18 protein-coding genes are annotated in these 25,588 nt (G+C 47.6%); 13 read left to right on the forward strand and 5 right to left on the reverse strand.

Annotation, left to right across the window (positions count from 1 at the left end; translation table 11 throughout):
• Positions 1 to 216: 216 nt before the first annotated feature.
• The 3 genes from ACJJIJ_RS06060 to ACJJIJ_RS06070 are packed head-to-tail and all read left to right on the forward strand — an operon-like array spanning position 217 to position 1,928.
• Positions 217 to 1,188, forward strand: coding sequence for a 5'-nucleotidase (locus tag ACJJIJ_RS06060; protein ID WP_444901483.1), 972 nt, complete (start codon positions 217 to 219; stop codon positions 1,186 to 1,188).
• Between the two features lie 48 nt (positions 1,189 to 1,236).
• On the forward strand, positions 1,237 to 1,770 hold the full coding sequence (locus tag ACJJIJ_RS06065; RefSeq protein ID WP_108733461.1) for a hypothetical protein: 534 nt from the start codon (positions 1,237 to 1,239) through the stop codon (positions 1,768 to 1,770).
• On the forward strand, positions 1,767 to 1,928 hold the full coding sequence (locus ACJJIJ_RS06070; protein ID WP_157954055.1) for a hypothetical protein: 162 nt from the start codon (positions 1,767 to 1,769) through the stop codon (positions 1,926 to 1,928). The genes ACJJIJ_RS06065 and ACJJIJ_RS06070 overlap by 4 nt, the downstream gene beginning before the upstream one ends.
• 204 nt (positions 1,929 to 2,132) lie before the next feature.
• On the opposite strand, the gene csrA is transcribed toward ACJJIJ_RS06070, so the two are convergent.
• The gene (gene csrA, locus ACJJIJ_RS06075; RefSeq protein WP_282932586.1) at positions 2,133 to 2,321 is read right to left on the reverse strand and encodes a carbon storage regulator CsrA; all 189 of its coding nucleotides are present in this window, start codon (positions 2,319 to 2,321) and stop codon (positions 2,133 to 2,135) included.
• A 981-nt stretch (positions 2,322 to 3,302) separates the two neighbouring features.
• Positions 3,303 to 3,503 carry a hypothetical protein gene (locus ACJJIJ_RS06080; RefSeq protein ID WP_444938933.1) on the reverse strand — a complete coding sequence of 67 codons (201 nt, stop codon included), beginning with the start codon at positions 3,501 to 3,503 and terminating at the stop codon, positions 3,303 to 3,305.
• A 124-nt stretch (positions 3,504 to 3,627) separates the two neighbouring features.
• On the opposite strand from ACJJIJ_RS06080, the gene ACJJIJ_RS06085 reads away from it, so the two are divergent.
• Both ACJJIJ_RS06085 and ACJJIJ_RS06090 read left to right on the forward strand, forming a co-directional pair.
• The gene (locus tag ACJJIJ_RS06085; RefSeq protein ID WP_444938934.1) at positions 3,628 to 3,966 is read left to right on the forward strand and encodes a helix-turn-helix domain-containing protein; all 339 of its coding nucleotides are present in this window, start codon (positions 3,628 to 3,630) and stop codon (positions 3,964 to 3,966) included.
• 48 nt (positions 3,967 to 4,014) lie between these two features.
• On the forward strand, positions 4,015 to 10,164 hold the full coding sequence (locus tag ACJJIJ_RS06090) for an NACHT domain-containing protein (RefSeq protein WP_444938935.1): 6,150 nt from the start codon (positions 4,015 to 4,017) through the stop codon (positions 10,162 to 10,164).
• Between the two features lie 419 nt (positions 10,165 to 10,583).
• On the opposite strand, the gene ACJJIJ_RS06095 is transcribed toward ACJJIJ_RS06090, so the two are convergent.
• From ACJJIJ_RS06095 to murI, 3 genes are all read right to left on the reverse strand, one after another.
• Entirely contained in the window at positions 10,584 to 14,042 is a 3,459-nt protein-coding gene (locus tag ACJJIJ_RS06095; RefSeq protein ID WP_444938936.1) for a UvrD-helicase domain-containing protein, read from the reverse strand.
• Positions 14,039 to 16,738, reverse strand: coding sequence for a PD-(D/E)XK nuclease family protein (locus ACJJIJ_RS06100; protein ID WP_444938937.1), 2,700 nt, complete (start codon positions 16,736 to 16,738; stop codon positions 14,039 to 14,041). The genes ACJJIJ_RS06095 and ACJJIJ_RS06100 overlap by 4 nt, the downstream gene beginning before the upstream one ends.
• A 102-nt stretch (positions 16,739 to 16,840) precedes the next feature.
• Positions 16,841 to 17,881 carry a glutamate racemase gene (murI, locus tag ACJJIJ_RS06105; protein WP_444938938.1) on the reverse strand — a complete coding sequence of 347 codons (1,041 nt, stop codon included), beginning with the start codon at positions 17,879 to 17,881 and terminating at the stop codon, positions 16,841 to 16,843.
• Between the two features lie 31 nt (positions 17,882 to 17,912).
• Here murI and ACJJIJ_RS06110 point away from each other — a divergent pair, with 31 nt between their 5' ends.
• From ACJJIJ_RS06110 to ACJJIJ_RS06145, 8 genes are all read left to right on the forward strand, one after another.
• A complete protein-coding gene (locus ACJJIJ_RS06110) occupies positions 17,913 to 19,328 on the forward strand; it encodes a DNA recombination protein RmuC (protein WP_444938939.1) in 1,416 nt (471 codons plus the stop codon).
• 6 nt (positions 19,329 to 19,334) lie between these two features.
• A complete protein-coding gene (locus tag ACJJIJ_RS06115) occupies positions 19,335 to 20,264 on the forward strand; it encodes an AEC family transporter (protein ID WP_444924917.1) in 930 nt (309 codons plus the stop codon).
• Positions 20,264 to 20,728 (forward strand): DUF2489 domain-containing protein, encoded by a 465-nt coding sequence (locus ACJJIJ_RS06120; RefSeq protein ID WP_252085672.1) that lies wholly within the window; start codon positions 20,264 to 20,266, stop codon positions 20,726 to 20,728. Before ACJJIJ_RS06115 ends, ACJJIJ_RS06120 begins: the two co-directional genes overlap by 1 nt.
• A gap of 1,316 nt (positions 20,729 to 22,044) precedes the next feature.
• The gene (locus tag ACJJIJ_RS06125) at positions 22,045 to 22,500 is read left to right on the forward strand and encodes a DUF2059 domain-containing protein (protein WP_444938940.1); all 456 of its coding nucleotides are present in this window, start codon (positions 22,045 to 22,047) and stop codon (positions 22,498 to 22,500) included.
• A 122-nt stretch (positions 22,501 to 22,622) separates the two neighbouring features.
• Positions 22,623 to 23,057 carry a hypothetical protein gene (locus tag ACJJIJ_RS06130; RefSeq protein WP_444938941.1) on the forward strand — a complete coding sequence of 145 codons (435 nt, stop codon included), beginning with the start codon at positions 22,623 to 22,625 and terminating at the stop codon, positions 23,055 to 23,057.
• A gap of 278 nt (positions 23,058 to 23,335) precedes the next feature.
• On the forward strand, positions 23,336 to 23,758 hold the full coding sequence (locus ACJJIJ_RS06135) for a hypothetical protein (RefSeq protein WP_444938942.1): 423 nt from the start codon (positions 23,336 to 23,338) through the stop codon (positions 23,756 to 23,758).
• A 90-nt stretch (positions 23,759 to 23,848) separates the two neighbouring features.
• Positions 23,849 to 24,385, forward strand: coding sequence for a hypothetical protein (locus ACJJIJ_RS06140; protein WP_444938943.1), 537 nt, complete (start codon positions 23,849 to 23,851; stop codon positions 24,383 to 24,385).
• A gap of 184 nt (positions 24,386 to 24,569) precedes the next feature.
• Positions 24,570 to 25,223, forward strand: coding sequence for a hypothetical protein (locus tag ACJJIJ_RS06145; RefSeq protein ID WP_444938944.1), 654 nt, complete (start codon positions 24,570 to 24,572; stop codon positions 25,221 to 25,223).
• The last annotated feature ends 365 nt before the right edge of the window (positions 25,224 to 25,588 follow it).

Below are 25,588 nucleotides of genomic sequence, written 5' to 3' on the forward strand. Positions count from 1 at the left end.
ACACACAGAATATAGAAAGATAAATACAGGCTAATTAAATTATTTTAAATAATTTGTTTGGTTTATATTTCTTAATGCATCTTTATTTTCTGTGCTATTTCCCTGTTCAATTATGAATCTTGCCGGTTTATACTTTTATTAGTGGATGTCCATGGTTGCATGGTACCGCTTCTGCGGTGGCTGCGCAGGACGCCTAATCAACCTGAAGGATAGTTGATGCCATATCCAATCGAAAGTAAGCTTGTGATAGCAGTATCATCGAGTGCATTGTTTGACCTGTCAGAATCAAATGCCGTTTTCGAAAATCAAGGCCCAAAAGCCTACAAAGAATTTCAAGAAGCGAATCTGAATAATGTTCTTAAAAAAGGTGTTGCTTTTCCATTTATCCGACGGTTCCTTCAGGTAAATCAGCGATTTAAGGATGAGGTCCCGGTTGAAGTGGTTTTATTATCGAGGAATTCTGCTACCACAGGCAAAAGAGTATTCCGCTCTATTAAACACTATGAGCTTGATATTTCTAGGGCAGCTTTTGTCGAAGGGAAGTCTCCTTATGAGTATGTTCCAGCGTTTAATGCATCACTCTTTCTTTCAGCAAATGAAGTGGATGTCCAAAATGCAATAGATGCAGGATTCCCTGCTGGTGTTGTATTACCTAGTAAGATTGTAAACGATGATGGTGATGATGAGTTAAGAATCGCATTCGATTTTGATGGTGTGATTGCTGATGATGAGGCGGAAGCCATATTCAAAGATGGGGACTTACCAGAGTTTCATGAATATGAAGTAAAAAAGTCTGCAATTCCTCATCAACCGGGGCCGCTGGCAGATCTATTTAAAAAGTTATCCTCTCTACAAGAATTAGAGGATAAAGAGGTTGAAAGAGACCGAAACTATAAGCGTATACTTAGGACTGCGATTGTAACTGCCCGAAATGCACCTGCTCATGAAAGGGTCATTACAACTCTTGAAGATTGGGGGGTAAGTGCTAATGAAATGTTCTTTTTAGGTGGGATGGTAAAAGAGAGGATATTAACCAGGCTTAAACCTCACATGTTTTTTGATGACCAAAGAAGTCACCTTAAGTCAGATACTGGTGATATACCTATGGTGCATATTCCATTTGGTATTGCTAATAACTCAGATCTTAAACACGAAAGTGCTGGTGACCAGCTAGAGTTGGTTACCTAAAGCTGAATGATTATCATTAATCTCAGTAAGCATATTTAAGGAGGAAACATGCAGCCGTCACATAAGGAAACGTTAGAGCGGTATGATGTATTTCGAGCGCAAGCAAGAGATATAGCAAAAGAAAGCCTGCCCGGAAACCTGAAGGGCGTTCTGAATGTTGAAGGTATAGACCACAAAACCTTAAATGCTTTCCAGGCTTGGAAGGATACTGCTGAACGAAAGGTTTCATGGGATTGGGAATTTTCCCGGAGCTATAAGATTTTCTACCCGAAGTCATTCGATATGTCAGTTTGGTTAGGAAATACTCTATGTTCAATGTCCCTTGGTCGCCCTACATTCAAGGGCACCGAAATGCGTTTAGATTTTATAGAGAGAGCGCCTAAGAATTGTCCATACGCCGGTGAAATGTTCAGTATTTCTCTATTGGCGTATGAAATTTATGGGGATCTAATTGGTGCAAAGAAAATTCGCATCATGGAGCCTATGAATGACAAACTCATAAAGTACTATATGTCTCATGGTGGGTTTAAATTGGTTGGTTCAAAGAAAGGCAATCCACATTATCTGGTAAGAGACTTATGAACGATAAAGAAAGATACGAACAGGCAAAAAAGAAAGCCGAAGAGAGGGCAAAAGAGTTGTTCAAGCCACTTCCTGAAGATATTAAGGAAGAGCTTGAAAAAGATAGCACTTTGGGCTCACCGGAAAACTTAATAGATCGTAGTGATGAAGAAGAATAGGTTAAAAAACGACCACAGTCTTCTGCGAACTAGTTATACTGCTTGTTCGATCGAATTTGTGTTGACTTTTACCTTTCTGTGGAGAGGTGAATTTTTGTAGTTGTAAAGAGGGCTATGTAAGTTCACTGCCCTATACCTCGAAGATAACTAGCTATTAATAGCGACTTTATTGAGGTGGAGCTTCCTTCCTTGGAGAACCTTTCCTCAACGCCTTCCGTTGCTTATTTTTCGTTCTCTCTCGATACGCACATAGATCTCTTCACGATGGACGGGGAGGGATTTGGGGGCGCGGATGCCTATCTTTACTTGATTTCCCTTCACTTCCAACACTGTGATCGAGACATTCGTTCCAATTCTCAGGTTTTCGCCTGTACGGCGCTTTAGGATCAACATGTTTTCTTCCTACCGATACTCTAGCTGTGGATGGGCATTCCTTGGTGGGGGAGCTTGGTAAGTGGTTCTTGGTGGAAGAATGGGGTGGGGCGCGGGGACGGTGGGCGCAGAATAGGAAAAGGTGGGCGCTAGGCCCCCAGAGCTTGGGGAATCGCTCCAAGCTGCTGATTGTGCTCCACTTTATTGAAGACGAGCGGGTTTCTAGCGTAGTATGCATACAGCCATCTTGATACTTGTTCTATCAATTTGGTTAGCTGGCCCCTGGTGTTGCAGCACCTTGGGTCAGCGCCTTTTCTCTATTCTTAATTCACGTTGTGGTTCTCTCGTTGAAAGTATGGACTCTTCAGGAATTTCGGGATCTTTGCTAGAGGACAGCGATCGTAGAAATTTGCTTGATCGCAACCCGCCATACTGATAGACATTTATCAATTCTACTTAGCTGTGACACTGAATAAAACTTAATATATTCCAATAAGAAAATTTACGCGCCTATATTTCTCTAAGTTTCTGTGCTGAAAGGCTGGTTTCCTTAATTGCTTATTGTGCTCCCGTATTTGGTGCTGGTTAATGCTTTAGTCGATATAGCTGGGGATTATATTTTGTAATTGGTGGGTGCCCAGGATTGCTCTTTACGTTGATGACCTATTTTCGTTCAGTCGGATATGAAGATGAATGGGAAAAGGTAACTGATAGAAGTTAGTGTAAAAAGATTGCAGCAACGCTAGCTATATAGTGAACTCAGCTGATCATTCCAGCTAGTGTTGATTTTTCACTTATAGAGCCTGGGAAGCTGCATTCTGATACGTGTGGAGATAGTGTGCTCTCAAAGATGCCACTATGACGATAAAAAAGGGGAGGAGGTTTGGGCAGGGCTCCTTTCATTGTGAATCCGTTCTCACCGTCTCTACTGCCCACTTTTTTTTCGTTTTCGATCCTTATATGGATCTCCTTTCGATGGAAAGGAGGGGATGCCTAGTTGTATTAAAAAAGGTCGTATTTAACCCTGTTGATACAGCTTCTCGCTTTGGCAAGTATTAAGCTCGGTGCTGTGACTATCTCAATATCGTGAACTTCAAATTTCCAATTGCCGACGATTTGATCCCACGACTCTTCCTTAACTGTGCCATTTCGCCAAGTGTTGGATATCAACATTGGCTTGCCATCCCTCGCTCTATCGGACATAAGAGCTCAGTGCTTGTACAGCCCCATATAGACAATAACTACCTGTAACATTAAAATTCCTCATAATTGATAAAATATTAAAATTGCTAAATTAGCGAATCACTAACTCTACGGTGTTCTCAACATGCAATCTGGAATTGTGTTTGATCAGGTGGTTGGGGCTGTGTTGGCTCACTATCGTAAAACTGCTGGTTTGAATCAGAGCGAAGCAGTGGATGGCTTGAGCCTAGGGACGTCCAGCTTATCTAGGTTAGAGAAAGGCGATTATTCGCTAAGCATGGAGCAGCTTTTTGAGTTGTCGAGGCGCTATGGTGTGTCTATGGCAGAAGTGACGGCCAGTATTGAGCAAACGTTCGATAACGCGATAAAGAATGGTATAGCTGTAGAGACCGAGAAGAAATCAAATACTGGGTTGTTGCTACTAAGTGCTGCGGCAATAGCTGCATTGGTAATTGCAAATTGATAAGCATGAAAAACAAAGATAAACAGCCAAAGGAGCTAATTAACCGTTATGGGTACTAACTCCGGGGATGGTGAGCGTACAGCAATGTTAGGTTATGTGCCGCAGTATGAAATAGCGGCAAGCCTAATATATGAAGCTTTGCTTGATGGAAGTCTAGAGTGGTTTCGAGTAGCTGACCCAGATGCAGGAAGCTTGGATGACATACTTATAGCGACTACAGGTAAGCTTGATGCGTATCAGGTGAAGTGGGCGGAATATACTGAAGCAATAAGTTATGCCGATTTTGTAAGAGATAGTACTACAAAAAAGGGAGATGAAAAACTTAGCCTTTTCAGACAGCTTACAGAAGGGTGGACAGACCTAAATGAGCGTTACAAAGAAAGAATAGTAAAGGTCCATTTGCTTCACAAACTAGTACCTAGCTCAAACCCTAAAGCCCAAATTCCTGTGGGCGAAACACCACCCCAACATGCTCACTTTCAAGCATTTTTAAAAGAGTGCTGGTTCGATAGATCATGGTGCACAACAGGCCTTGATAATGCCGCCGCGTGCTGGAAGGAGACATTGTTGGATCTACAGCGTAGATCTGGGTTTAACGATGATCAATTTTTAATATTTATTCGTTGTTGTGAGCTTGAATTCAACTATAAACGGCCAGCCGACATTCCTGTAACTAATCAGGGGCAAGCAAGAAAACAAGAGGATATTGGAAAAATATACATCCTCCTAACGCAAATGGCTGGAGGTGAGCGTCGAATTATTGAGCTATCTAAAGATGATATGTTGGATAGGTTGGCATGGACCCATAGATTTAAGTATAAGTTTGTTCACGAATTCCCTATCGATCGAACTTATCAAGAAATTGAAGAAACTGTTAGTTCAATAACTGATGTTTTGTCAGAAACCAAGCAAGGCTATGTTGCATTGCTAGGAAGTCCTGGTTCGGGAAAGTCAACAACGCTTACCCATACTTTAAAATATAAATCGGGATATAAGTTAGTTAGATATTATGCGTATGTTCCAGATAGCACGTACCAAGGGCGTGGTGAAGCGACTACGTTTCTTCATGACATAACCTTGTCGCTAAGAAGTCACGGTTTTCGTGGTGAAAGTTCTGGGCAGGCTGGGTCAAGAGAAGAATATCTGTCGTTGTTAGGGGAGCAACTTCAGCAAGCCCACGAAAAATGGAAAAATGATGACGTAGTCACCATTGTTATGGTAGATGGTTTAGACCACATCCAGCGAGAGCAAAATCCGCTACAGAGCTTGTTGTCAGATTTACCCCCTCCTAACACCGTGCCTGAAGGCGTGATATTTATTCTTGGGAGTCAGACGTTAGAGTTGGACAACCTCTCTGACATGATAAAAGAGCATGTCAGATATGAAGGCCGAACCATTGTCATATCCCCTCTAACTCGGTCAAACGTCTATGCGGCCATAAACGAATGGCCAGGTTGTACCGAACTAACAGATGATAATAAAAAGAAGATTTTCGAAAAATCGTTGGGGCACCCACTGTCTTTGGTTTATTTGCTGCAATTTATCACCGGCAGTTCGGGTAGGAGTTTTGATGAAGTTATTGATGAGTTTCCTCTTTACCAAGGGCATATTGAGCAAAGTTACTCGGTTTATTGGAGGCAAATAGAGAGCAACCAGAACCTTGTTGATTTGCTTGCGTTGTTATCAAGATTGAGAGTGCCATTAAATACTCAAGTTCTTGATAAATGGTCAGATCACTCAACCATTCGCGAGTTTATATCGAGTGCATCACATTACTTTAAGAAGGATAGTGATGTAAGTTGGCGATTTTTCCATAACAGTTTTAGGCAGTTTATTTTGGATAAAACTAGCCGAAATCTATTTGGAAATTTTGATGATTCGAAAAATATAGAATATCACAAGGTATTGGCTGAGCGCTGTCTTCAATCATCTGATAGCGATCCAATGCGATGGGAGGCTGTTTACCATCTTTTTAATTCTCAGCAGATGGAAGCTGTCATTGATGCAGGGACGCAAAATTATTTTAGAGAGCAGTTCTTTAGTCTTCGGAATATTTCGAGTGTGACAGATGACATTGATGCTGTCCTATTATCAGCGAAGGAGCTAAATGATCCGCTTGCGGTAGTTAGGTGTATCTTAATTGAGTGTGAACTCAGAGAGCGAGCGGACGCCCTTAATGAGGTCGATGTACTTAATCTCTTGTTTTCATCTGAGGGGATAGGTTCAGCGCTTAATTATATGTTCGATGGGGAGTTGCTCAGGGTAAGCGATTCTGAAGCACTCATGTTTTCTAAAGTTCTTGCTGAGAACGGGTTCTTTAGTGAAGCTAAAAGAGTGTTTGAATCAGCCGAGCCGCTAAGTTATTTGTCGGGTGGGGATAGAGTTGATCCTCATCATGGTGGATCTCAAGATTTGAAGCGATGGGCTGATGTGGCTCATCATTTCATTCCGCTAGGTGATATTGTATCGACTATACATCAGACGAAGTATAAAGATGATGATGCGGGGTTATGGAGTAGCGATGATGAAGACCTGCACGCTCGCTTAATGAGGCGGCTGATCAATGGTGTTTACGAAACAAAAGCCGAAAGAAAAATAGATGAACTTTTCTCTTTCTTGTCAGAAAAAAAAGAGCACTTTGATAGCCTCTTAGATTTATGCTTCTCGATATGTATTAGCCAATATCCATCGGCTTTGATAGGCGCTGCATTCAAAACAGTTATTGATTGGTCTGAAAATGAAGGCGATGATTTGGGGTTTTCAGAAAGGTTTTTGGTTGCTGAGCTGGATTACAGAACCAACGGAAGATTAGAGAAAACTAAAAAGTGGTTTGAAAACTTAGAACAGCCAAAACTGTATAAGCATGGCCTTGACGGCCAATGGAAGAACTTAAGCCCGTTCACAGATAGAATTAGGCTTAATAGATTACTGGCAGCGTTAGGTCAAGATGTTGACCCAGTTAAGGTGGTTCCAAAAGAAAGTGACGAAAGATACACAGGAAACGTCTTATTTGAACGTGCTTTAGTCAGGTTTTCAAGCATTTGGGGGCGAGGTTGGGCTGGAGAGAAGATACTGCCAAGTCTTATCGTTCAAGAAATAAAGCCATCATTTGATTTGTTACGTAAGCCGTATAGTCAAACAAGAGATTGGACTGGGTGGTATGAGTTTGAATCAGCAGCTGTAGATTACTTTAACTTCGTAATAAGGGCTACATCTCAGCACGGGCATGACTGTATTTTGGCTTTGGCTGATGCTTTTAGAAAAGATTGGAATAGACGATATTGGCCGACTAGCTGGCGAAGAGAAATCGCTTTTACTTTGTATGAAGAAGGGGATGGCAGGGATGGTTTAGTTGACGTTCTCGATCAAATCGAAAAAGAGATACCCGATTTCGACGAAATTCACTCCAAAATATCTGAGTACTATGAGCTTTCTATAATTTGGTCAAAGATTGGTGAGCCTGGTCGAGCGACCAACCTGGTGCCAAAGGTCTTTATGGGGTCTTTTGGAATACATCATAGAAAAGATAGGCAGTTCTCTCATTGGGTATCTTGGCTGGGTAGGTTGGTCAATCAATATCCTGATTTGGCTTACGATGAAATATGTCGATTCTCTTTGGCTTTAGTAAATTTGGAACAGTCGGGAAATGGTCGCGGCACTCATGAGGCAGGGCTTGATCTAATCGCTATTGCCACGAGTTGGAATCCACAATATGGTTTAAAGCTATTGAGATGGTTATTCGACCATAAAGGACTTCACTATGCTCCGGGGCTAACAGGGCTACTCTCTGGAATACTTGATAGCTCTGATCCCCCCTTTAAAGAAATATCGGTGACGGTGAGAAAGCTACTGATTCCTTTCGAAGAGTACAACCCTTCTGAACTGCCCAAAAAATTGGTGTCTCACCGTTGCCTATCTTCTAATGATGGCGTGACGGAGGAGATAGAAGAACTAATCACATCTATCAGAACACATCTATTACCTTCAAATCGATACTCGTGGTTAGAGGGGGTAGCGCTTGGCGTCAGGGAAGCTGGGTTGGACAATAGTCCTTATGCATCTATGGCGATTTCTACACCTCAAGAAAAACATGTTACTCATGAGCCCTCTCTGACATTAAATACAGGGGAAAAGCTTACAGATGAAGAAGTTCAGTTGAAAGTAAACTCAGCTGAAAGCTTATTCCAGCTTCTTCGATCTATAGAGTCTGTCGATTTTTTTCGGTGGGTGAATTTGATTCAACCATTTTTAGGGGGCATGAACCTCCATCAATTGGACGAGCTTCATAAGTTATTAAAGCCATTTAAGCCTGATAATAATGTTGTTTCTTCTATTGCTGGCGCTCTGTCTTCACTCGGTGAAGTAGATAAGGCGAACAGCTTGCTTGAAGGTCTATTCGATAACTCGGACGCTAAAGGCTGGGATTTGCATTGGGATGGAGGTTCTAGGCAGTCGATATTTAAGGCACTTGTTGAAATAGATGCTAAACAGTGGCGACCTAAAGCGATTTCATGCTTGGTGGATGATTATATTGGTGAATTTCGATACCCGAGCAGTTTAGTTTGGAATTTGGAAGAGATAGCCGACATCCTCTTCGAGGATAGAGACGTTCTGGCTATTTGGAAGGAAATCAAAGATCACGTATACCAGTTAGACGATTTTAAACAAAGTGCCGAAAAGCCACCGACTCTGTTAGCTGGCATTGAAGAGAAGGCTCATGCCAGCTTACTAATTGAGTTCGCATTCGAAATGTTCGATGTAGGAATTCCAGAGTTAGGGGATATGGCTCACCAGGCAATCGTTGATTTGTCTAAATTTGAAGATAATTGGCCAGAAGTTCGGAGGCAAGTGGCTAATAGAATAGACAAAGTTGGACTGACACAGATAAAGATATTGTCTTTGTTAAGTAGCTTGGCGGATGATTTCAAGGGGTTTTTTCTTCAGTTTGAAGATGAAATATCTTCACTATGTGCGTCGGATGACTTTAGTGTGAGAATGGCTGCCTTAGATTTGTCTAATAGGCTAGAAATAAAAGGTAGATTGCCTCCAAAAGAGCGATCAAATCTGCCCTTGGTATACGAACTGGAGTTGCCAGAAATAAATAATAGAAAGGAAGCTATTCCTTTTTCCGCCATCCGTCCTGGGGAAACTTTTCCTGATGTTGATGATCCGGTTGAGCTGCTTAGGCCTTTAATGGCTGAAGTAAAGCTTGTGGCTGATATGTCAAACGTACCATTTGAGAATTTGGCATACAGGGTTTCTGAACTTATGAAAACTCTGGTTCCAGAGAGTGAGTGGAATAAGCAAGCGGAAGAAGCTTATAAAAACTGGATGGAGGGGATTGGACTCAAGCTGACCTATCATAGGTTGCGACCTAAAGTGGCAAAGCTTGCACTCTCTTATGTGGTATGCGAATTGTGGGATGCAGGACGAATACCTCACCAGGGAATAGATCTTCTGCAAGCTATTTTCAAACGTAGTGATGAATTGCTATTGGCGCTTGAACCCACGATTCGGCCTGATTGCATTGCTGTACCTAACGCGAAAGATCGAGATATACCCCACAATTATGATGAATGGTTGGGAGACATTGAACAGGGTTTTACGCAGTTTGTTGATAGTATTGAAGCAGGGAGCCAAATTATTGGTGAGCTAACAACTTGGAGTTGGTTAGATTGGGATTTGCCAACGGAAATTCGTATGTCTACAGTCTGTCATCCAGATTGGAATAGTGATGTAGATGCTAAGTCACCTACTGCTTTATTTCCAAGCATGATGCACTGGTCTGCAATTGATTACCCTGAAATCATTGCTACTGATGAGCCATCGCTGGTAATTTATGGTACAGGTTCACACATTGATCACGGAGGCAATGAGTGGCTAGCGTTAAATCCATCTATAGGTTTTTCTTTGGGGTGGTCTGTTTCGAATGAGGGAACGTTTCGATGGGTAAATGAGAAAGGTGATGTAATGGTTGAAAGCATCTATTGGAAAGATGGTCCTATCTCCCGGCAACCTCCCAAAATGGATGACATCTGCTCTAATGGATGGTTAGTCGTTGCCTCAGATGATGCAATAGTCAAAATCCGAGAAAACACTGGTAATGCTGCAGTTAAAGCTAATGCTGTTGTGCGGAGTTATGGCCGTGGTACATATGATCCTGTGACACAGAATATTCAGCGAAGAAATAGGTGGTAACTGTATTTAGATGTAGAGTGGCTTTATGTTTCTCAGATGTTTATTGGTTTTCCCACTGCGCTTTTTATGCTAGGTAATTCGCCTTTATAGTATTCCGCAATTAGATCTTCTCTAGAAGCCGAAAGGGTTATAAATGGCTTATCTTTGAGTGCTCCAGGGGGAGAAAATAATACAGCTGCACCTTGCCCTCTCATTTAAAATAGCTACAGTTGCAACAGGAAGGCCCGAAAAACGTACTGAGGCATACCTCTAACACACTACTGATTAGAATTGAGTTGGGCTTCTTTGAAAGCTCGTTCCGCATGTTCCCTAGAGAAGAAGAGCAACATTTCGATAAAGTAGCAATAGATGCTCATTTACCAGTGTGGCTCTCTGCTACTTTTTTAGGGAATCAAAAAGTTCAAGTTCCAATACTAAATCTAATCCAACTCCACCAACCTCTGCATCAACGGAAAATACAAAGCACACCGAATATTCCGTTCCCCCCGCGCATAAAAGAGCTTGCGGTAATTCTCCAACTGATTCCGATACTGCTCTAGCTGAGCCGCAATAAACTCTTCCTGGCTTTCCTCACCACCGGGCTCTGCGGTTTTGTAATCGACAATCCAGCGGGTACCTTCGTTGTCGATAAAGGTGCGGTCAACAATGGAGCGCCTTAACTGTCGGCCGCCGCTGTGGAGTTCCAGTTCGCAGGCGGACTCCCTTAGTGAACCATCCAATAGCCAACGGCCGGTGGGGCAGTTGAGGCTGTTGCGTACGGCGATTTCCACTTTCTCGGCGGCGCGGTCCAGGCTGGTGGCGGATAGTCCCAATTGTTTCAGGCGCAGCTGCCATAGGGGGCGTTGGGCTTCCAGTTTGCTGGGTGTCCAGTCGTTGATATTGGTCTCGGCAATGGTGGCGAGGGTTTCGTGGGCTACGGTGCCGGCGTGTTTTAACCAGCGCAGGGCTACCTGGCCCAGTTCGGGAATATTGTCTTCTTCCTCTGTTTTGGGTTGGTAGTCTGGCATGCGGTATTGGGCCAGCCATTCCTGCCGGGGCATGGCTTGGGGTTGCCATTGGTTGGGCAGGCGCAGTAGGTAGTCGTGATCTCTGCTGGCTTCTTCCTGGTTGAGCAGGGGTTCTTCCGCTTCCAGCCAGTGGCACCAGTCGCTTTCCTGATGGTGCAAAACACTGGGCCAGATGCCGGCGAGTAGGGCGGCGCTACCGGGGGCTTTCAGGTGGCCCTTTTTTTCATCCCGATTGATGCAGGCTAAAAGATGCAGCGAGCGGATGGCGCGGGTGCAGCCTACATACAACAGGCGGGTGCCTTCCAGGCGTTCGCGATCGCTGTTGTCGTGCTTCAGGTATTCAAAAACCGGGTCGCGGCCGCCGCGCGCATTTTTGGGGGCGAGCAGGAAGCGGCTTTCACCTTCGCGGCTGAGCCATTCGCTCCAGCGCAGTAGTTGGTCGCTGCCGGGTTTGCCGCCTTGGTCCAGGCCTGGGATCAGTACATGTTCGAACTCCAGTCCTTTGGATTTGTGAATGGTCATCACCTGCACTTTGGCATCCTGGGCGGGGCGGGCGTAGAGCTGTTCCAGGGCCAGGGTGAACTGTTGCCAGTCAGTAATGGCTCCGCCGGTATCGAAGGCTTCTAATAATTGCAGAAAATCCTGCACATTATTCAGGTCAGATTTTTGCGCGACGGTGGCGGGGCCGCCCAGTTCCAGCCAGAGGCCTTCAATCCAGGTGCGCAGGGGTTTGCGGCCGCGCTGTTGCCAGGCGTGCAGCAGTTTGGGAGCCACTTGGGCCAGGCGTGTGCGCCCTTCATCGCTGAGCAGGGCGATATCGTCCACTTCCTGCAAGGCCATTAATAATGGGCGCGCGCTGGTATCGGTTACGGTGATATCCCCATTGCCCCAGTTGGCCAGGGTGTAAAGGTCTGGCAGTTGCAGTCCGCACCAGGGGGCGCGGAGTACGGCCAGCCAACTGATTCGGTCGCTGGGATCGAGCAGGGCGCGGGTGAGGCTGAGTAAATCCAGCACCACCATTTTACTGGCGAGTGGCGCCAGTTCTGGGGCCTGGAAGGCGATATTGGCGGCGCTTAGGGCCGGCAGAATCTTCTGCAGGTGTTTTTTCTTGCGCACTAGAATGGCGATGCGGCTCTCCGGATCTTGCGCTTGTAATTGCTGCACCAGTTCAACCGCTTGGGTGGCTTCGCGGCTGCGGTCTTCGTCATCGATGCAGCCGTAAAAATTTACCGAGGGTTCGGCCCATTTGCTGCCTTTAAAAGCTTCGGATTGCAGATAGCGCACGGCGCCGCGCCCGATATTGTCCGCTTGCGGAAAGGCCCTTTGGAAAGTCTCGTTGACCCAGTTTACCACTGCACTTTCGGAGCGGAAATTTACCTGGAGGTCGAGGGTTTCCAGGGGCACTTCACCGATACCGCGTGCGCGCGCATCCAGGAAAATACCCACGTTGGCATTGCGGAAGCCATAACAGGACTGCATGCCATCGCCGACAATAAATAAGGTGCGGCCGTCTCCCTGCTGCCAGCCGGCAGTGAGTTTTTCCAGCAGTTGTAGCTGGGTGTGGGAGGTGTCCTGGAACTCGTCCACCAGAATATGCTGGGTTTGCAGGTCCAGTTTTAGGGCCAGGTCTGTGGGGTTATCGCTATCGCCCAGGGCAATCAGTGCGGCTTGGGCCACTTCGGTATAGTCGGTGGCGCCCAGCTGTTGGAAGACCAACTTTAATTCTGCGACCAATTTGGGCAGTACCTGGGCGAGCCCTTGCAGCAGTTGCCATTGGCTCTGTTGCAGTCCGCTGGGGAGTTTGCCCACTTCCCGCAGGGCGGAGAGCAGCAGTTCGTTGCCGGCCAGTTCTGCCAGCAGGTCTTTCATGCGCTGTTTGTATTCTTCGGCGATGGGGCGTTCGGGATCTTTTTTATCCGGCAGGCCAAAGCCGAGTTTTTTATTGATGCCGCCGCCTTTGCGCAGATCTCCAGTGGTGGTGAGGAGCAGGCTGCCGAGGGCGAGCCAGGCGGGCAGACCGCTGCTATCTGTGCTGGGGAAATCGTCCAGTTCGGCGAAGAGGCACAGGCCGTGGCTGGGGTTTTCCTTTTGCAAATTGCCGCCGGCATAACTGGCCAGCTCCAGCAGTTCCCCGGCGTAACTGCCGAGGGCTGTGGTGAGATCTTGCAGCTTTTCTGCTACCAGTTCATCGATGACAAAATGGAAATAATCCTGGGCGCCGTCGAAGTTAACGCTCAAAAGTGGGCTGAGCCATTGCTCGCGCTTGTCCAACAAAATGCGCAGTAGCTTATTGAGCTGGCCCAGGTCGTTGTCCAGGTGGAGCAGTAGTTGCTGTAGGTCTGCATCTGGGGTTTCGCCATCGAGGTGTTTGAGCAGGTTCACCACGGCCAGTTCGAAGGCGATTTGGGTGCGCTCCAGGGGTTCACCCGGTGCGCCAAGGCCGCTTTCGATCGGCAGTTGGCTGGCGAGGCTGCGGCAGAGGCCGTCGATGGTTTGAATACGCAGGCGCTGGGGTGTTTGCAGCAGTTCCCATTCCAGTTCGCGATCCCGCTCCAGTAGGGCGCAGGCTAAATCCCAGGTGATGGCATCGTGGGGATTATCTGGCCGGACTTGGTCGCGGGCGCTGTGCAGGGCGTCGATCAGGCGCTCGCGCATTTCACCGGCGGCTTTGCGGGTGAAAGTAATGGCCAACACTTCTTCTGGCTGCTGGCAGGCGGCGAGCAACTTTAATACGCGCTGGGTGAGCAAGCCGGTTTTACCGGAGCCCGCCGGGGCGGACACGGCAAAACTGCGGCTGATATCCAGGGCTTGGCTACGGGCGTCGGCATCGATGGGGCGGCGCAGGGCGGGAGTAGTCACGACTTCGTTCATTCGGTTATTTGCTCCCTTTCCGGCCAGCGGTTTAGGGGCCAGAGGTCACTGTTGTTATCGGTGGGGCGATCAAAGGCGAGGGTGGCTACACCGCTGCGATATTCAGTGGCGAGGGATTCCAGGCTGTAGCGCCAGTGCTCAACCAGATTGCTCCAGGTGCCGTAGGGGGATTCTTTTTCCGTATCGCCCACGGCTTTAATGCCGGTAATGGGGTGCTCCAGGTCTCCGCAGCCATTCCATTTGCAGTCGCCGTTGCGCACCTGGCCGAAGGCGATGGCGTGGGCGTCCGGTTGGAATAGGGCGTAGAGCGGCAGCTGGGGTTCGCGGATGCGCTGGGTTAGCCAGTCGCGAATACTGGGGACGCCGGTTTTGTAATCGATCACCAATTGTTCGCCGCTGGCGAGTTGATCCAGCCGGTCCAGGCGCAGGTTAAAGTGCAGCCCGCCGATTTCCACGGCTTGTTCCCATTCGACTTTTTCTACGGAGAAATTGGGCCTGTCCAGTTCCACGGACAGCCATTGTTGCAGCAGGCGCTCCAGGCGCTGCTTTTCCATGGCCCAAAATCCGATCGGCAGGTGATTGTATTTTTTGCGCACACTGCCGAGGGAGCGCTCCACCGCGCGCTCGATTTGCGCTTGGCGTTGCTCGTCGTCCATAGCTTGCAGTTGTGCGAGGGTGCCGCACTGTTGCCAGAATTCCGCCAGCACCTGGTGCACCACATTACCGCGCTCGGCGGGGCCGAGACCGATATCCGGTTGGGTAAAATTGCTGGCGCCGAGGCGGAAGCGCAATTGCGCATTTAATGGGGACAGGGCCTGGGCCTTGAGCACCGAGGCACCGCCGCGCACCCGCTCGCATTCGGCGGGGGTGAGTGGCGGTAGCTTTTTGTCTTCGATTTTTTCCAGCTGGCAGGCTTGCGCCAGTTGGTTGTAGTGATTGTGCAGGGCGCCTTCGGCAAAGTGCTGGGCTTGTTGTGGGCTTTCAAACAAGCTGCTCAGGCCTTGCTGCACACCGTCCTCTTCACAGGTGTAACTCACGACGATATTGCCGCTGGCATTAAGCAAGTCGGCGGTGAGTTCGCGGGCCAGTTCCAATTCCCGCTCGGCGCTGGCACGGGGCATCTTCCAATGTTTTTGCCATTGAATCGGCAGCAGCGGATTGGGTGCGGGTGCCGGTGGCCATTGCTGTTGGCCGAAGCCGACCAGGCGCAGGTGATCGAAAGCGAGGCCGCCGGCTTCCAGTACTCCGAGAATTTGTAAGGGGCCATCGCGGGTTTCCGCCTGGAAGGGGGTGCGGCTGGCAATCTGACGCAGCAATTGCAGGGCCTGGGTGAGGGTAAGGTTGCCACCGCAGGCGCTGAGTGCGGCGAACTCTTCCAGGATGGATTCCCACTGCATCAGCTGTTGGTATTCCTGGCTGTCCGGGTTGCGGCTGCCGGGCCAATTTAATGCGCTAAGTGTTTCGGAAAAACGCGCGGCCCAAATTTCTGCGGGGGCTCGCTGCCAGCGCCGGGCGCGTTCGGCCATTTGTTCCAGCTGGCGGGGCAGTTGCGGTGATTCCAAGTGGAGGACTTCTGCGCTGCGCTCGGCCCAGTAGCGCAGGGTTGCGCCGTCGATGCGGCGAAGTTCCAGTTTTTGTAAACGGCGGAACAGGGCGCTGCGCAGCCAGGTTTCACTGTCGTCACCCCAGAAAGGGCTGAACAGGATATTTTGCAATTGAGGGTAATCCCATTCGTCTTGCAGTAGTGATAGCAATTGCAGGGCGGCGCTGCCGACCGGTGTTTGCGCCAGTGGCGTACCGGCGGAGAAGTTAAACGGCAGTGTGTAGCGCGGTTGCTGCGGGTCCAGGTATTGGGGTTCGAGCACGCGGGAAAATACGGCTTCCACCTGGGCGCGGCACTGGCCCAGATTATTCACCACTATGCCAACACTGTGGCCGGGGTTTTCGGCGAGCTTTTGCCCGGCCCAAAGGGCCGCCTGATAGAGTTCTTCATCCAAATCGGCGCAGGCGGCTACGGATAATTCACTCTGCTGGGTGAGTCCCGGTCTTTCGAAAACACTTGCTGCACCTGCGTGAATCAGGGCATTGGCGAGGGGCGAAATCTGGGCAAAGCCGGCGGTATCAATTTGCGCGACGGGTTCCAGAATGCCTTCCTGGAATGCGCGCAGGATCAATTGATCTCGCTGGTCTGGTGTGATGGCGCTGTGGGCCTGAAGCTCAGTGGCAAAGGCCTTGATCATGGCGCACAACGGCAGCTCGTCGCTGCGCATAGAGAGTGCGAACTGTTCCAGTAGGGGAGTTAGCGCTTCATCTATTTGCGAGAGATCGGAGATCAGCTGCCATTGGAGCAGCTGCGCCAGGGCGCTATCGGCATCCCGGCACAGTTGCTGGCTGTTGAGCAGTTGCCGGTCCAGGGATTCATCCAGGGCGCGCTGCCAGAGTAATTGCCGTTGCTCGCGATTCAATACCTGTTGCAAGGCGGGCTGCCAGTTGCGCTGTTGCAGCTGGAACCAGAGCTTGTCCAGCCAGCTGCGCAGGGATTCCACCGGCGGCGGCATCCAGCAGGCACCGGGCGACTGCTGCGCGGCAAACACCTGTTGGCAGCGGTTGCGCAAACGGTTGTTGGGGGTGAGCAGCAGTCCGCCAGGGGGCAGCTGTGCAAATATTTCGAGAGCGGGAAATGCCGGCTTCAGCATGAATTCGGGTACCGGTTAGGGCTTGTTATTCGGGGAACGGTCGCGGTTTGTGACGGAGCTGTCAACTCTGTTACGCGGTTCTCGTTATTTAATGGCTTGTTGTTAGGGGTTAGGTGCGAGGGGTTCGGCAACTGGAGCGAACTCGCGGAAGGCCCGTTCTATATTGCCGGTTAGGTCAACCGTGCTGGTGATCAGGCGGCCAGTGTTTGGGGTATCCGGCAGCATCAGCTCAAGTTCTTCCAGCCACCAGCGTACGCGCCGGGCGATGGCTTCGCCGGAATCCAGCCATTGGATTGAGCGAGGGGCGAACTGGTCCAGTTCTTCCCGCAGCAGGGGAAAGTGGGTGCAGGCCAATACGGCAATATCCACTTGGTCACCGCCGGCGGTGTGGAATACGCGGTGCAAGACAGGCTCTAAATCCTCTGCGTTGATGGCTTCGCCGCGCAATTTGCTTTCCGCCAGATGCACCAATTCCGGTGCGGGCACATTAATTACCCGGTTGCCGTTGGCAAATTGCTCGATCAGCTCGCGGGTGTAGCGGCGATTGACGGTGCCTTCGGTGGCAATCAGGGCAATAGTGCGGGAACGGCTGGCGGCAGCGGCGGGTTTCACTGCAGGCACAACACCCACTACGGGTTTTTTCAGAGATTCGCGCAACTGGGGTAGGGCCAGGGTGCTGGCGGTGTTGCAGCCCACCACTAAAATATCGGCCCCGCAGTGCTCCATCATGGCTTGGGCCTGCTGGACGATGCGGGGGCGCAGCTCCTCTTCGCTTTTATTGCCGTAGGGATAAAATCCGTTGTCCACACCCAGGTGCAAGGTCAGGCCCGGCATCAGGCGGCGGATTTCCCGCGCAATGCTGATGGCGCCCACGCCGGAATCAAAGATCAGGGCGCTGGGGGCTAGGCTATCTGGGTGGGCGCTGTGTTTGTGCATGCGTTCTGGAGTACCAACATCGAAACCAATCTTCAAAGAATACCTCAAAACCCTTTGTAAGTTACTGCTGCGCCACGCATCCTCGGCAGGCTTCATTGGGGTTAAGAGTACTTTCCCTGGCCAAGCTGTTAGAATGGCCGCCTCGCCCACGGCTAGTAGTGGGTATGTCGATTGCGGGCGCTTGGTCTGAGCAGAAGCCTGCTTCACACTTCTATTCCGGGTCTGGGAGTACCTCTATATGCCAGCGTTCCCGCTGCAATTAAACGCCGATCACGTGCTATTAGCGGCTATCGCCTTGTTGATTTTGCTGGGACTCGCCTTCTGGGTGGGCCGTTCTGCTGGGCGCAGAAGAATCCTGCAAGTGCAAGCAGCGCAGCAGGAGGCGGTAGCAGCTCAGAGAGAAACCTTAGCGGCGCAGCAAGTCATACAGGCACACTTGGATACCAGCCGTGAGCGGGAAACCCAGTTGGGTGAAGAGGTGGATACTTTGCGCGGTGAGCTGGCGGCTAAGTTACAACAGCTCACCCGCAGCCAGGTACTGGTAGAAAAAGGAGAGCAGGCCCTGGCGGAGCAGCGCAAGCTGATGGAGCAGATGCGCGTTGCTATGGGGGAACAGTTCGAGAATCTGGCCAACCGGATTTTTGAGGAGAAGCAGCAGAGCTTCGTGCGCCGCAGTGAAGACAGCCTGCGCAAAAGTCTCGATCCGCTGGAGCGCCAGCTGGGGGATTTCCGCAAACGAGTAGAGCATGTCTACGATCGCGAAAATGCCGAGCGCAACAGCCTGCTGGGGCAGATCAAAGCCCTGCGCGAGCAAACCCAGCGCATCAGTGATGAGGCCCTGAACCTGACTTCGGCCCTGAAGGGAGATCGCAAGATTCAGGGTAACTGGGGTGAAGTGGTGTTGGAGCGCTTGCTGGAGGAATCCGGCTTGCAGAAGGGGCGCGAATACGAAACGCAAGTAACGCTGACGAGTGATGGCCGAAGGCGCCAGCCGGATGTGATTGTGCGCCTGCCGGAAAACAAAGATTTGATTATCGATTCCAAGGTCTCCCTGGTGGACTACGAGCGCTATAGCTCGGCGGAAACCGATGAGGAGCGCACCCAAGCCCTGAAACAGCATGTGAATTCCCTGCGCGCCCATATCACCGGCCTTAACAAGAAAGCCTACGAGCAGCTGGAGGGTGTGCGCACCCTGGATTTCGTTTTTATTTTCGTGCCTATTGAGGCTGCGTATATGTTGGCGATGCAGGCGGACCCGGACTTGTTCCGTTTCGCTTATGAGAAGCAAATTGTCCTGGTGAGCCCCACTAGTCTGATGGCGACCCTGCGCACCGTCGAGAATATCTGGCGCTACGAGAAACAAAACAAGAACGCGGAAAAAATCGCCGACGAAGCCGGCAAGCTGCATGACCAGTTTGCTATGGTGCTGGAGTCACTGGATGCTTTGGGTGACCGCCTGCGCCAGGCCGATGACGCTTATCAACAGACTTACAAGCGACTGGCGACAGGCCGCGGTAATGCGGTGAAACGTATCGATAGTCTGCGTAAGTTGGGTGCCAAGACCCGCAAACAAATTTCTGCAGACTTGCGCGATAAAGCCGAAGAGTCAGCGCTCAAGGCACTTCCCCAGGCTGAACTGGCACTGGACGAATAAATAACGATGGAAAATCTGGCTTTTGCTCTGCTGGTTACCGGCCCGATCTTTTTAATGATCGTCGGTGGTTATCTGCTCACACGGCAGGGCATGCTGCATCAGCCATTTATTAATGATGCTACTGCATTAGTTTTCAATGTAATGCTGCCGGCGCTGCTTTTTAACAGTATTTATAGTTCCACCGTGCAGCCATCCAAAGAAATCCCCTTGATCACCGCAGCAGTTTTGGGGACTTTCGCTATATTGCCGTTCTCCTGGTTACTGGCCAGACCAATAGCAGTGAAAGATAGAAGCGCGTTTATCCAAGGCGCCTTCCGCGGCAACGTAGCTATTGTCGGCCTCGCCTGGGTGGAAAAAGCCTTTGGCACTGTTGGGGTTTCTCACTCGGCCGTGCTGGTGGCAGCACTTACCATCCAATTCAATGTATTCGCGGTGATCCTGTTCGTTTTTTACGATAAGGACAAAAAGTTTGGCCTGGGTATGTTACTGGCTGAGCTGGGTAAGAATCCGCTCATCATCGCTGTAATTCTGGCCATTCTTTTTAGAGTGGTGAGTATTCAGTTGCCAGAAGTGGTGCTCGATACGATTCAAATTCTGGCCTCTGCCAGTCTGCCTATGGGGCTAATTTGTATAGGCGCCAGCATGAAGTTTGGCCAGCTGTTGCGCAGTTCCCCAACGGCCTTAATGTCTTCATTTCTGAAACTAGTGGCTGTGCCGGCGCTCACAGTAGCTATTGGTTGGGGTATGGGTCTGAGCCCACAGTATCTCGGCTACCTGCTGCTGATTACCGGCTCACCCTGTGCGATATCGGCATTTGTTATGGCCCACTCCATGGGTGGTAACAGCCAGCTGGCGGCCAATATTGTTGGTCTCAGCACTTTGCTTTCTGTTGTATCTGCCAGCATTGGGCTGGCTTTGCTTAAGGTGTATATCTAATGACGGAATTTCCCATCTGGTTGCTGGTTATTGCGGCTTTAATTATCTTCACCCTCGCCGTTATTGCCGGCTACTATCTGCGCAAGCTCTCCGCAGCGCAAAAAAAACAGGCCGAACAACTAGCTGAATTGGAGCAGGCCGCACAAGAGCAGCGCCAAAGAGTGAACGATAGCATTCAGATTATTGCGCGTTCACTACTGGATGATGGAGTAGGGCTTACTGAAGCTTCCATTCGCATCCGCGTACTTCTGGATGCGCTTCAGGTGGAAGATAGTGTGCGAGAAGAGTTTGTTGCTTTCTACACCATTGCAGAAAAAACCAGCCATATTCCAATTCTAAAAGAATGGAAAGCACTCCCGCGCAAAGAACAATTCCAGTATGAGTTGGAGATGGCGCAGGTGGAAGCGGACTATAAAGATTTCGCCCTAGATGCAGCTAAGCGTATTTTGGGTCGTACTTTTTGAACTCAAAAACTGACAAGTGATTCATTATTTAAAAGTACTCAGCGAGCAGAAATCTGCTCGTTGAGATTAGGCGAAGCCTTCCTCTTCAAGCTATTCTGAATTTCCTCTCGGACTATTTTTTTATTAAATCTCATATTTGTGAAAATATATCCCAATTAACTCACCTGCTATTAAGTGTAAACGCCAGCTTAGATATGTTTCCTTGTTTTTATAAGTTGACATATAGCCTGCTTTTTAGCCTAATCCGCTCAAGGTATCTAAAGCCAAAACCAGCTTCGTCTGTTTGCCGCACTTGGGAGTGGGCTAACTCATTGATTTTTAATGAAATTAGCAGTTTTATCTAAAGTAAAGAAAGCGAATATGTAAAGAGCCGGTGTTATCTGTCTGCCAGGTGACTCTATCGTCGATAGCTTTCATTTACTGAAGCTCTTATTTCTGCTTTTTAAGCAGATTAGAGATGTAGAGAAGGGTGTTATAAAAGCGCCTGCATAGAGTTAATTGCTAGCTGATATAAAGCGTATGGAAGTATTAATAGTCCTCTTTTTCTCCATTATTTTTCGAAAAGCAAACGGGAAGCATATATTTCGACCTAATATGAAAGGTGCAACTTATGTGGATAAGTGGGTTTCAGGTTGCTCATTAAGTATCTTTCGAGTGCTTGGCGGGGCTAGTAATTGCTTGTGGATTAAAATCACAGGGAGAGAAATAGAAATTGGCCCTCACTTTCCATTTTCGCTATTTTTCTTGCCAGAAATTTGGGGGTGTGAGTGCCAGTTGAAGAAAATAGATCTTGTAAAAGTTGAGAAGTGTTCCGTGGGAGTTTTGCTCTTATATGAAAAAAATGGTCAGAGAAAAGAGCTCAGACTATATCCTTCGGACCCAAAGAGATTCATTCGGACGGTTAATGACTAACAAGCCAAAGTAGAGCGCTGGATTTTCTATTGCATCCTTGACCTCACTGGGAGATCGCATTCGCTGGGTGCTACGTCATTGGTGGTTGGTTATGAATAGTACAAAAAAGGAAAGATAATATTCTAGAAGGAATTGCAGGGGTTTCCTGAAAAAATATTTTTTCGGTATTTAAAATTGTGGCTGGATATATTCAGGAGTTTGAAGATGTGCCCTTTGGCCAAAGAAATAATGTTAGTCAAATATGTGAATATTTTATGGGTGGCTTCTTAAGGCCCGAAGGCTCACTGTTTGAACTGGTGAGGTTTGTTAAGGTTGTGCCAGATAAGCATGAGGTATGAATTCAGTATCTTAATAGCTTGACTGATTGATGTGTTTAATTTTCAAGGTGAAGTATAGAGGTTAAAGTGAAAAGTATATTATTTTTGGTTGCGTTTATTTCTGTGGGGGTGTCTGCTCAGCAGCCTAAGGTTGATTTGGCTATGGAGTTGATGGCGATTATGGATTTTGATTCTCAAACGGATGTTATAGTTCAGAATCTAAGTGCTATGCAAATTCGTCAGTTGGAGCAGTTCGATATTCCTGAAAAAGCCAAGCCATTAATGAGGGAGTACATGGACGAAATCAATAATCTACTCTTCTCTACTTTTCAGTCCGAGGAGGTAAAGAGGCAGTATGCAGATTTGTACGCAAGTGTATTCTCGGAAGAAGAGCTGAAAAGTATACTGGCATTCTATAAAAGTGATCACGGAAAGGCTTTCTCGAAAAATTTTCCAGAAATTGTAGCGGGCATAACAAAGATATCAGAGGGGGCAGGTTCAATCTGTACTTCCGCAATTAGCTGCGATAGATCAAGAGTTTAAAGAAAAGCTGGAGGGGCTTGATTAAGAATTGAGGGGTGCTTGGGGGGTAAATTAATTTTCCATTATTTTATTGTGATGCGCTTCTGCCATGTGTAAAAGCTGAGATAAATGACGTGTTAACTATGAAGAAAGTTGAAGATTACACCATTCAAGAGTTGCAAGAAGCTATTGATGGAATAGATCAGGAAAAGTACCGAGAAAAATATAGTGAACTTCAGTCTGAGCTATCCAAGAAGAGGGTGGAGATTCAAGAGCTAAATGCTCAGATTGTGAAGTTGTCTGGATCCACCCCTTTGCAGGGGGCGATGGATGAAAGTCAAAACACATTTACTTTCAAACGTTGCCTTTTAGCATGCTGTTGCAGTATTGGGTTGTTATGGTTGCTTCTTGGCATTGTTGGGTTTTTTAATCTTGGAGCAATCACTGTAAACGGTGAGCAGGCATACGGTATTAATGCACTGGCTGCCGCAATGCTCGGTGGTGGCATGAGCTGCTTAATGATGGGTTTTATGATTTGGGTGGGTGAAAAAGTCCTTCGGATTTTCGAAAGTGCATGAGAAAATTGGGCGAGCGAAACGATAAATCGTTAAGTGTAAATAATGAAATCCAAGCTGGAAGTGAAAGATACGTTGTTTCTGTCTCGAATTTTTATAGTGAAAACCACTGACTAGCTATATAGGATTCGTTTTTATCTGTTTGGATAACTGTCTAAATTAACCCCTACACTAAACTTGAGGTTCTGGATATGTCAGTCTAAATATGAGTATCACCATTTGTTAGTGGATGGTGAAAGATGTGAGTTGTTAGCATTTCGGATATTGCGGGGGGAAATGTAGTGAAAATAGAAGCAAGACAAATGTTTCAGTCAAATGGGTTGATTGATGATCTTGTCCTATATGCGAATTCAGAGGATTACTTACGGCTCGCTGATATTGTTGGAATAGCTATTAGTTCAAATAAGCCAATGCTCATGATGTCTGAGTCAGAAATATCAATCGAGATTATTTGTGATGAAACAAAAGAGGAGCTTTTTACGGCTCTTCAGAACAGGGCTAACGACTACTTCTCAATGGATGATTGGAATAGCCGGAACATTTTAAGAGTATACGGAAGTGGTGATATCCTTGCTAACTTTCAGCAGTTTCTGGTCAAACTATCTGGGCGAGGTCCCGGGTACAGTTATATCAGTGAATACTCAGAAGACTATAGTTACTCGCGCTATTCACCTGAGTGGAGGCTTCATGTTGAATCCTGCTGATAAGTTAATAAATATCGTCACCCGATAGCCGCACTCTATGTTGTTAGTTCTTAGCTGTGGGCGCCTGAGGTCTTAAGTACAAATTAGATTATGAATGATATTTTACTTGGGGTGATTTTATTTGGTCTTCTTGTCCTAGGTCTGTTTGGGGTCATTTTTTTGATTTCGCTTTGGTTAAAGGCGTCAACTGAGTCAGAGCGAGATCCCAATCATCTTTACAGTATTTTTTGGGAGGAGGCTGGCTTTAAGGGAGAAAAAATTTCATCCGCTTCAGGGTGTCTTTTCCCCTTCATTATTTTGGCTAATCCTAATTTCGATATTGAGGGGTTGATTTTATGTATTGTTATTTCGGTAGTTTGCGGGCTATATCACTCTTCTGTTTATAGAGGTTATGCGATAATTACCGGAAAAATGAAAGTGGCTGGTGTGGCAGCTTTATGTATGCTTACTGCCGTTAGCTTTTTGGTAAGGTATCAAGCGTTATCAAGCTTTTATATTATCTTCTGTGTCGCTTCAATTGGTGCTGCTTGGGGTAGTTATGCTGTCTACAGACGCGCTTACCTAATTCGATTAGAAAGGGTGGTATGGAGAGTAAAAAACCAGACTAAGCCGCCTCTTGTAAGCTGAGCCCCATTTAAATTCTACTAATAGGCGAAGTGGTGCAACCTATATCTGGCTAAGAGGCCGCAGGAGTACAATATAGACGGCTAAAGCGACTGTCATTACATCTCTATTAGGCTGAATGGTTACCATTTCTGATGCAGAGGTCTATAAATGGTGATGTTTCACGTTTCATAAAGGTCTGCCCTATATGAGCATAAAACCGTCAAAGATTTTACTGATAAATATATTGATTACTGGCGCATTTTATGTGGCTGGTTTTGTCGCATTAGGCAGCTCGTATCCAACTATCGATTCTAGTGGTGAGCAAATAGTCCATTGGTTTTTAAATAATGGATCGAGTGCTCGATTTTATGCTTGGACAGCCGCTTTCTTTTCTCTTGGCCTCGCTATCTTTGGTGGGCAGGTTTCAGCTTTGTTACCAAAGCCGAGTAGGTATATCTTTCTGGCAGGTGTACTTGGGTTTGCCATCACTGCCCAGGTACAGGCTTGGTTATGGGCAGGGTTGGCACTTCATCCTGAAGGATTAGAGCCTGCAGTTGCGCGTACACTCTTTGACATATCTTCTTATTGGGGGCCTTTGGTGAATGGGTCAACAACTGCGATGGCGGTAGCTTTCCTTGTTGTAGGATTTGATAAATATGTTGAGATCCCGCGCTGGCTTACATGGCTCAGTGTCATTTTCTTTATAGAGCAGGCAATTGAAACCATTACTGTATTCGGTCACAAAGGCTTTATAGCCCCGGGGGGAACTATGAATGTTTATCTAGGAGGCCTTATAGGGTTTCTATGGATTGCAGGGGTTGTACGTTGGGCGATACCACGCATCAATCAGTCCTCTTAATACATGATTATTAATCGCAGCTTTATTTCGCTTATGTGCTGCATGGGGAATGCCTGGTGCGAATTTTCAGTATTGGGCTGTATGAAGTTTTAGACAATGTAACGACTGAATCTAAAAAAATAGGAATTAATCTTAGCTTGAGTTTCTTTGGTATCTATGAAAACCTTCTCGCCGTAAAAATTTTACTCTAAAACTAATTGATCAGGGTTCTTTAGATTTCTTCATTCGTTTGAGAGCTGCAATCTGTTATGGTGACTAATTGATAAGGTATGGCAAGGCATAAACACTAATAGGTTGTAGAGACCTTTGGTTTTCAATGAGAAAGTAATGCTACTTACCTGTCGCCCAGTTACGGATATTAGAGG

The sequence above is a fragment of the Microbulbifer mixtoriginis (SeqCode) genome (genome assembly GCF_052467945.1).

What these genes read in the sequence shown, in the direction of transcription:
- ACJJIJ_RS06060 (WP_444901483.1), top strand. Translation starts at nt 217, where the DNA reads ATGCCATATCCAATCGAAAGTAAGCTTGTGATAGCAGTATCATCGAGT.
- ACJJIJ_RS06065 (WP_108733461.1), top strand. Translation starts at nt 1,237, where the DNA reads ATGCAGCCGTCACATAAGGAAACGTTAGAGCGGTATGATGTATTTCGA.
- ACJJIJ_RS06070 (WP_157954055.1), top strand. Translation starts at nt 1,767, where the DNA reads ATGAACGATAAAGAAAGATACGAACAGGCAAAAAAGAAAGCCGAAGAG.
- csrA (WP_282932586.1), bottom strand. Translation starts at nt 2,321, where the DNA reads ATGTTGATCCTAAAGCGCCGTACAGGCGAAAACCTGAGAATTGGAACG.
- ACJJIJ_RS06080 (WP_444938933.1), bottom strand. Translation starts at nt 3,503, where the DNA reads ATGTCCGATAGAGCGAGGGATGGCAAGCCAATGTTGATATCCAACACT.
- ACJJIJ_RS06085 (WP_444938934.1), top strand. Translation starts at nt 3,628, where the DNA reads ATGCAATCTGGAATTGTGTTTGATCAGGTGGTTGGGGCTGTGTTGGCT.
- ACJJIJ_RS06090 (WP_444938935.1), top strand. Translation starts at nt 4,015, where the DNA reads ATGGGTACTAACTCCGGGGATGGTGAGCGTACAGCAATGTTAGGTTAT.
- ACJJIJ_RS06095 (WP_444938936.1), bottom strand. Translation starts at nt 14,042, where the DNA reads ATGAACGAAGTCGTGACTACTCCCGCCCTGCGCCGCCCCATCGATGCC.
- ACJJIJ_RS06100 (WP_444938937.1), bottom strand. Translation starts at nt 16,738, where the DNA reads ATGCTGAAGCCGGCATTTCCCGCTCTCGAAATATTTGCACAGCTGCCC.
- ACJJIJ_RS06110 (WP_444938939.1), top strand. Translation starts at nt 17,913, where the DNA reads ATGCCAGCGTTCCCGCTGCAATTAAACGCCGATCACGTGCTATTAGCG.
- ACJJIJ_RS06115 (WP_444924917.1), top strand. Translation starts at nt 19,335, where the DNA reads ATGGAAAATCTGGCTTTTGCTCTGCTGGTTACCGGCCCGATCTTTTTA.
- ACJJIJ_RS06120 (WP_252085672.1), top strand. Translation starts at nt 20,264, where the DNA reads ATGACGGAATTTCCCATCTGGTTGCTGGTTATTGCGGCTTTAATTATC.
- ACJJIJ_RS06130 (WP_444938941.1), top strand. Translation starts at nt 22,623, where the DNA reads ATGAAGAAAGTTGAAGATTACACCATTCAAGAGTTGCAAGAAGCTATT.
- ACJJIJ_RS06140 (WP_444938943.1), top strand. Translation starts at nt 23,849, where the DNA reads ATGAATGATATTTTACTTGGGGTGATTTTATTTGGTCTTCTTGTCCTA.
- ACJJIJ_RS06145 (WP_444938944.1), top strand. Translation starts at nt 24,570, where the DNA reads ATGAGCATAAAACCGTCAAAGATTTTACTGATAAATATATTGATTACT.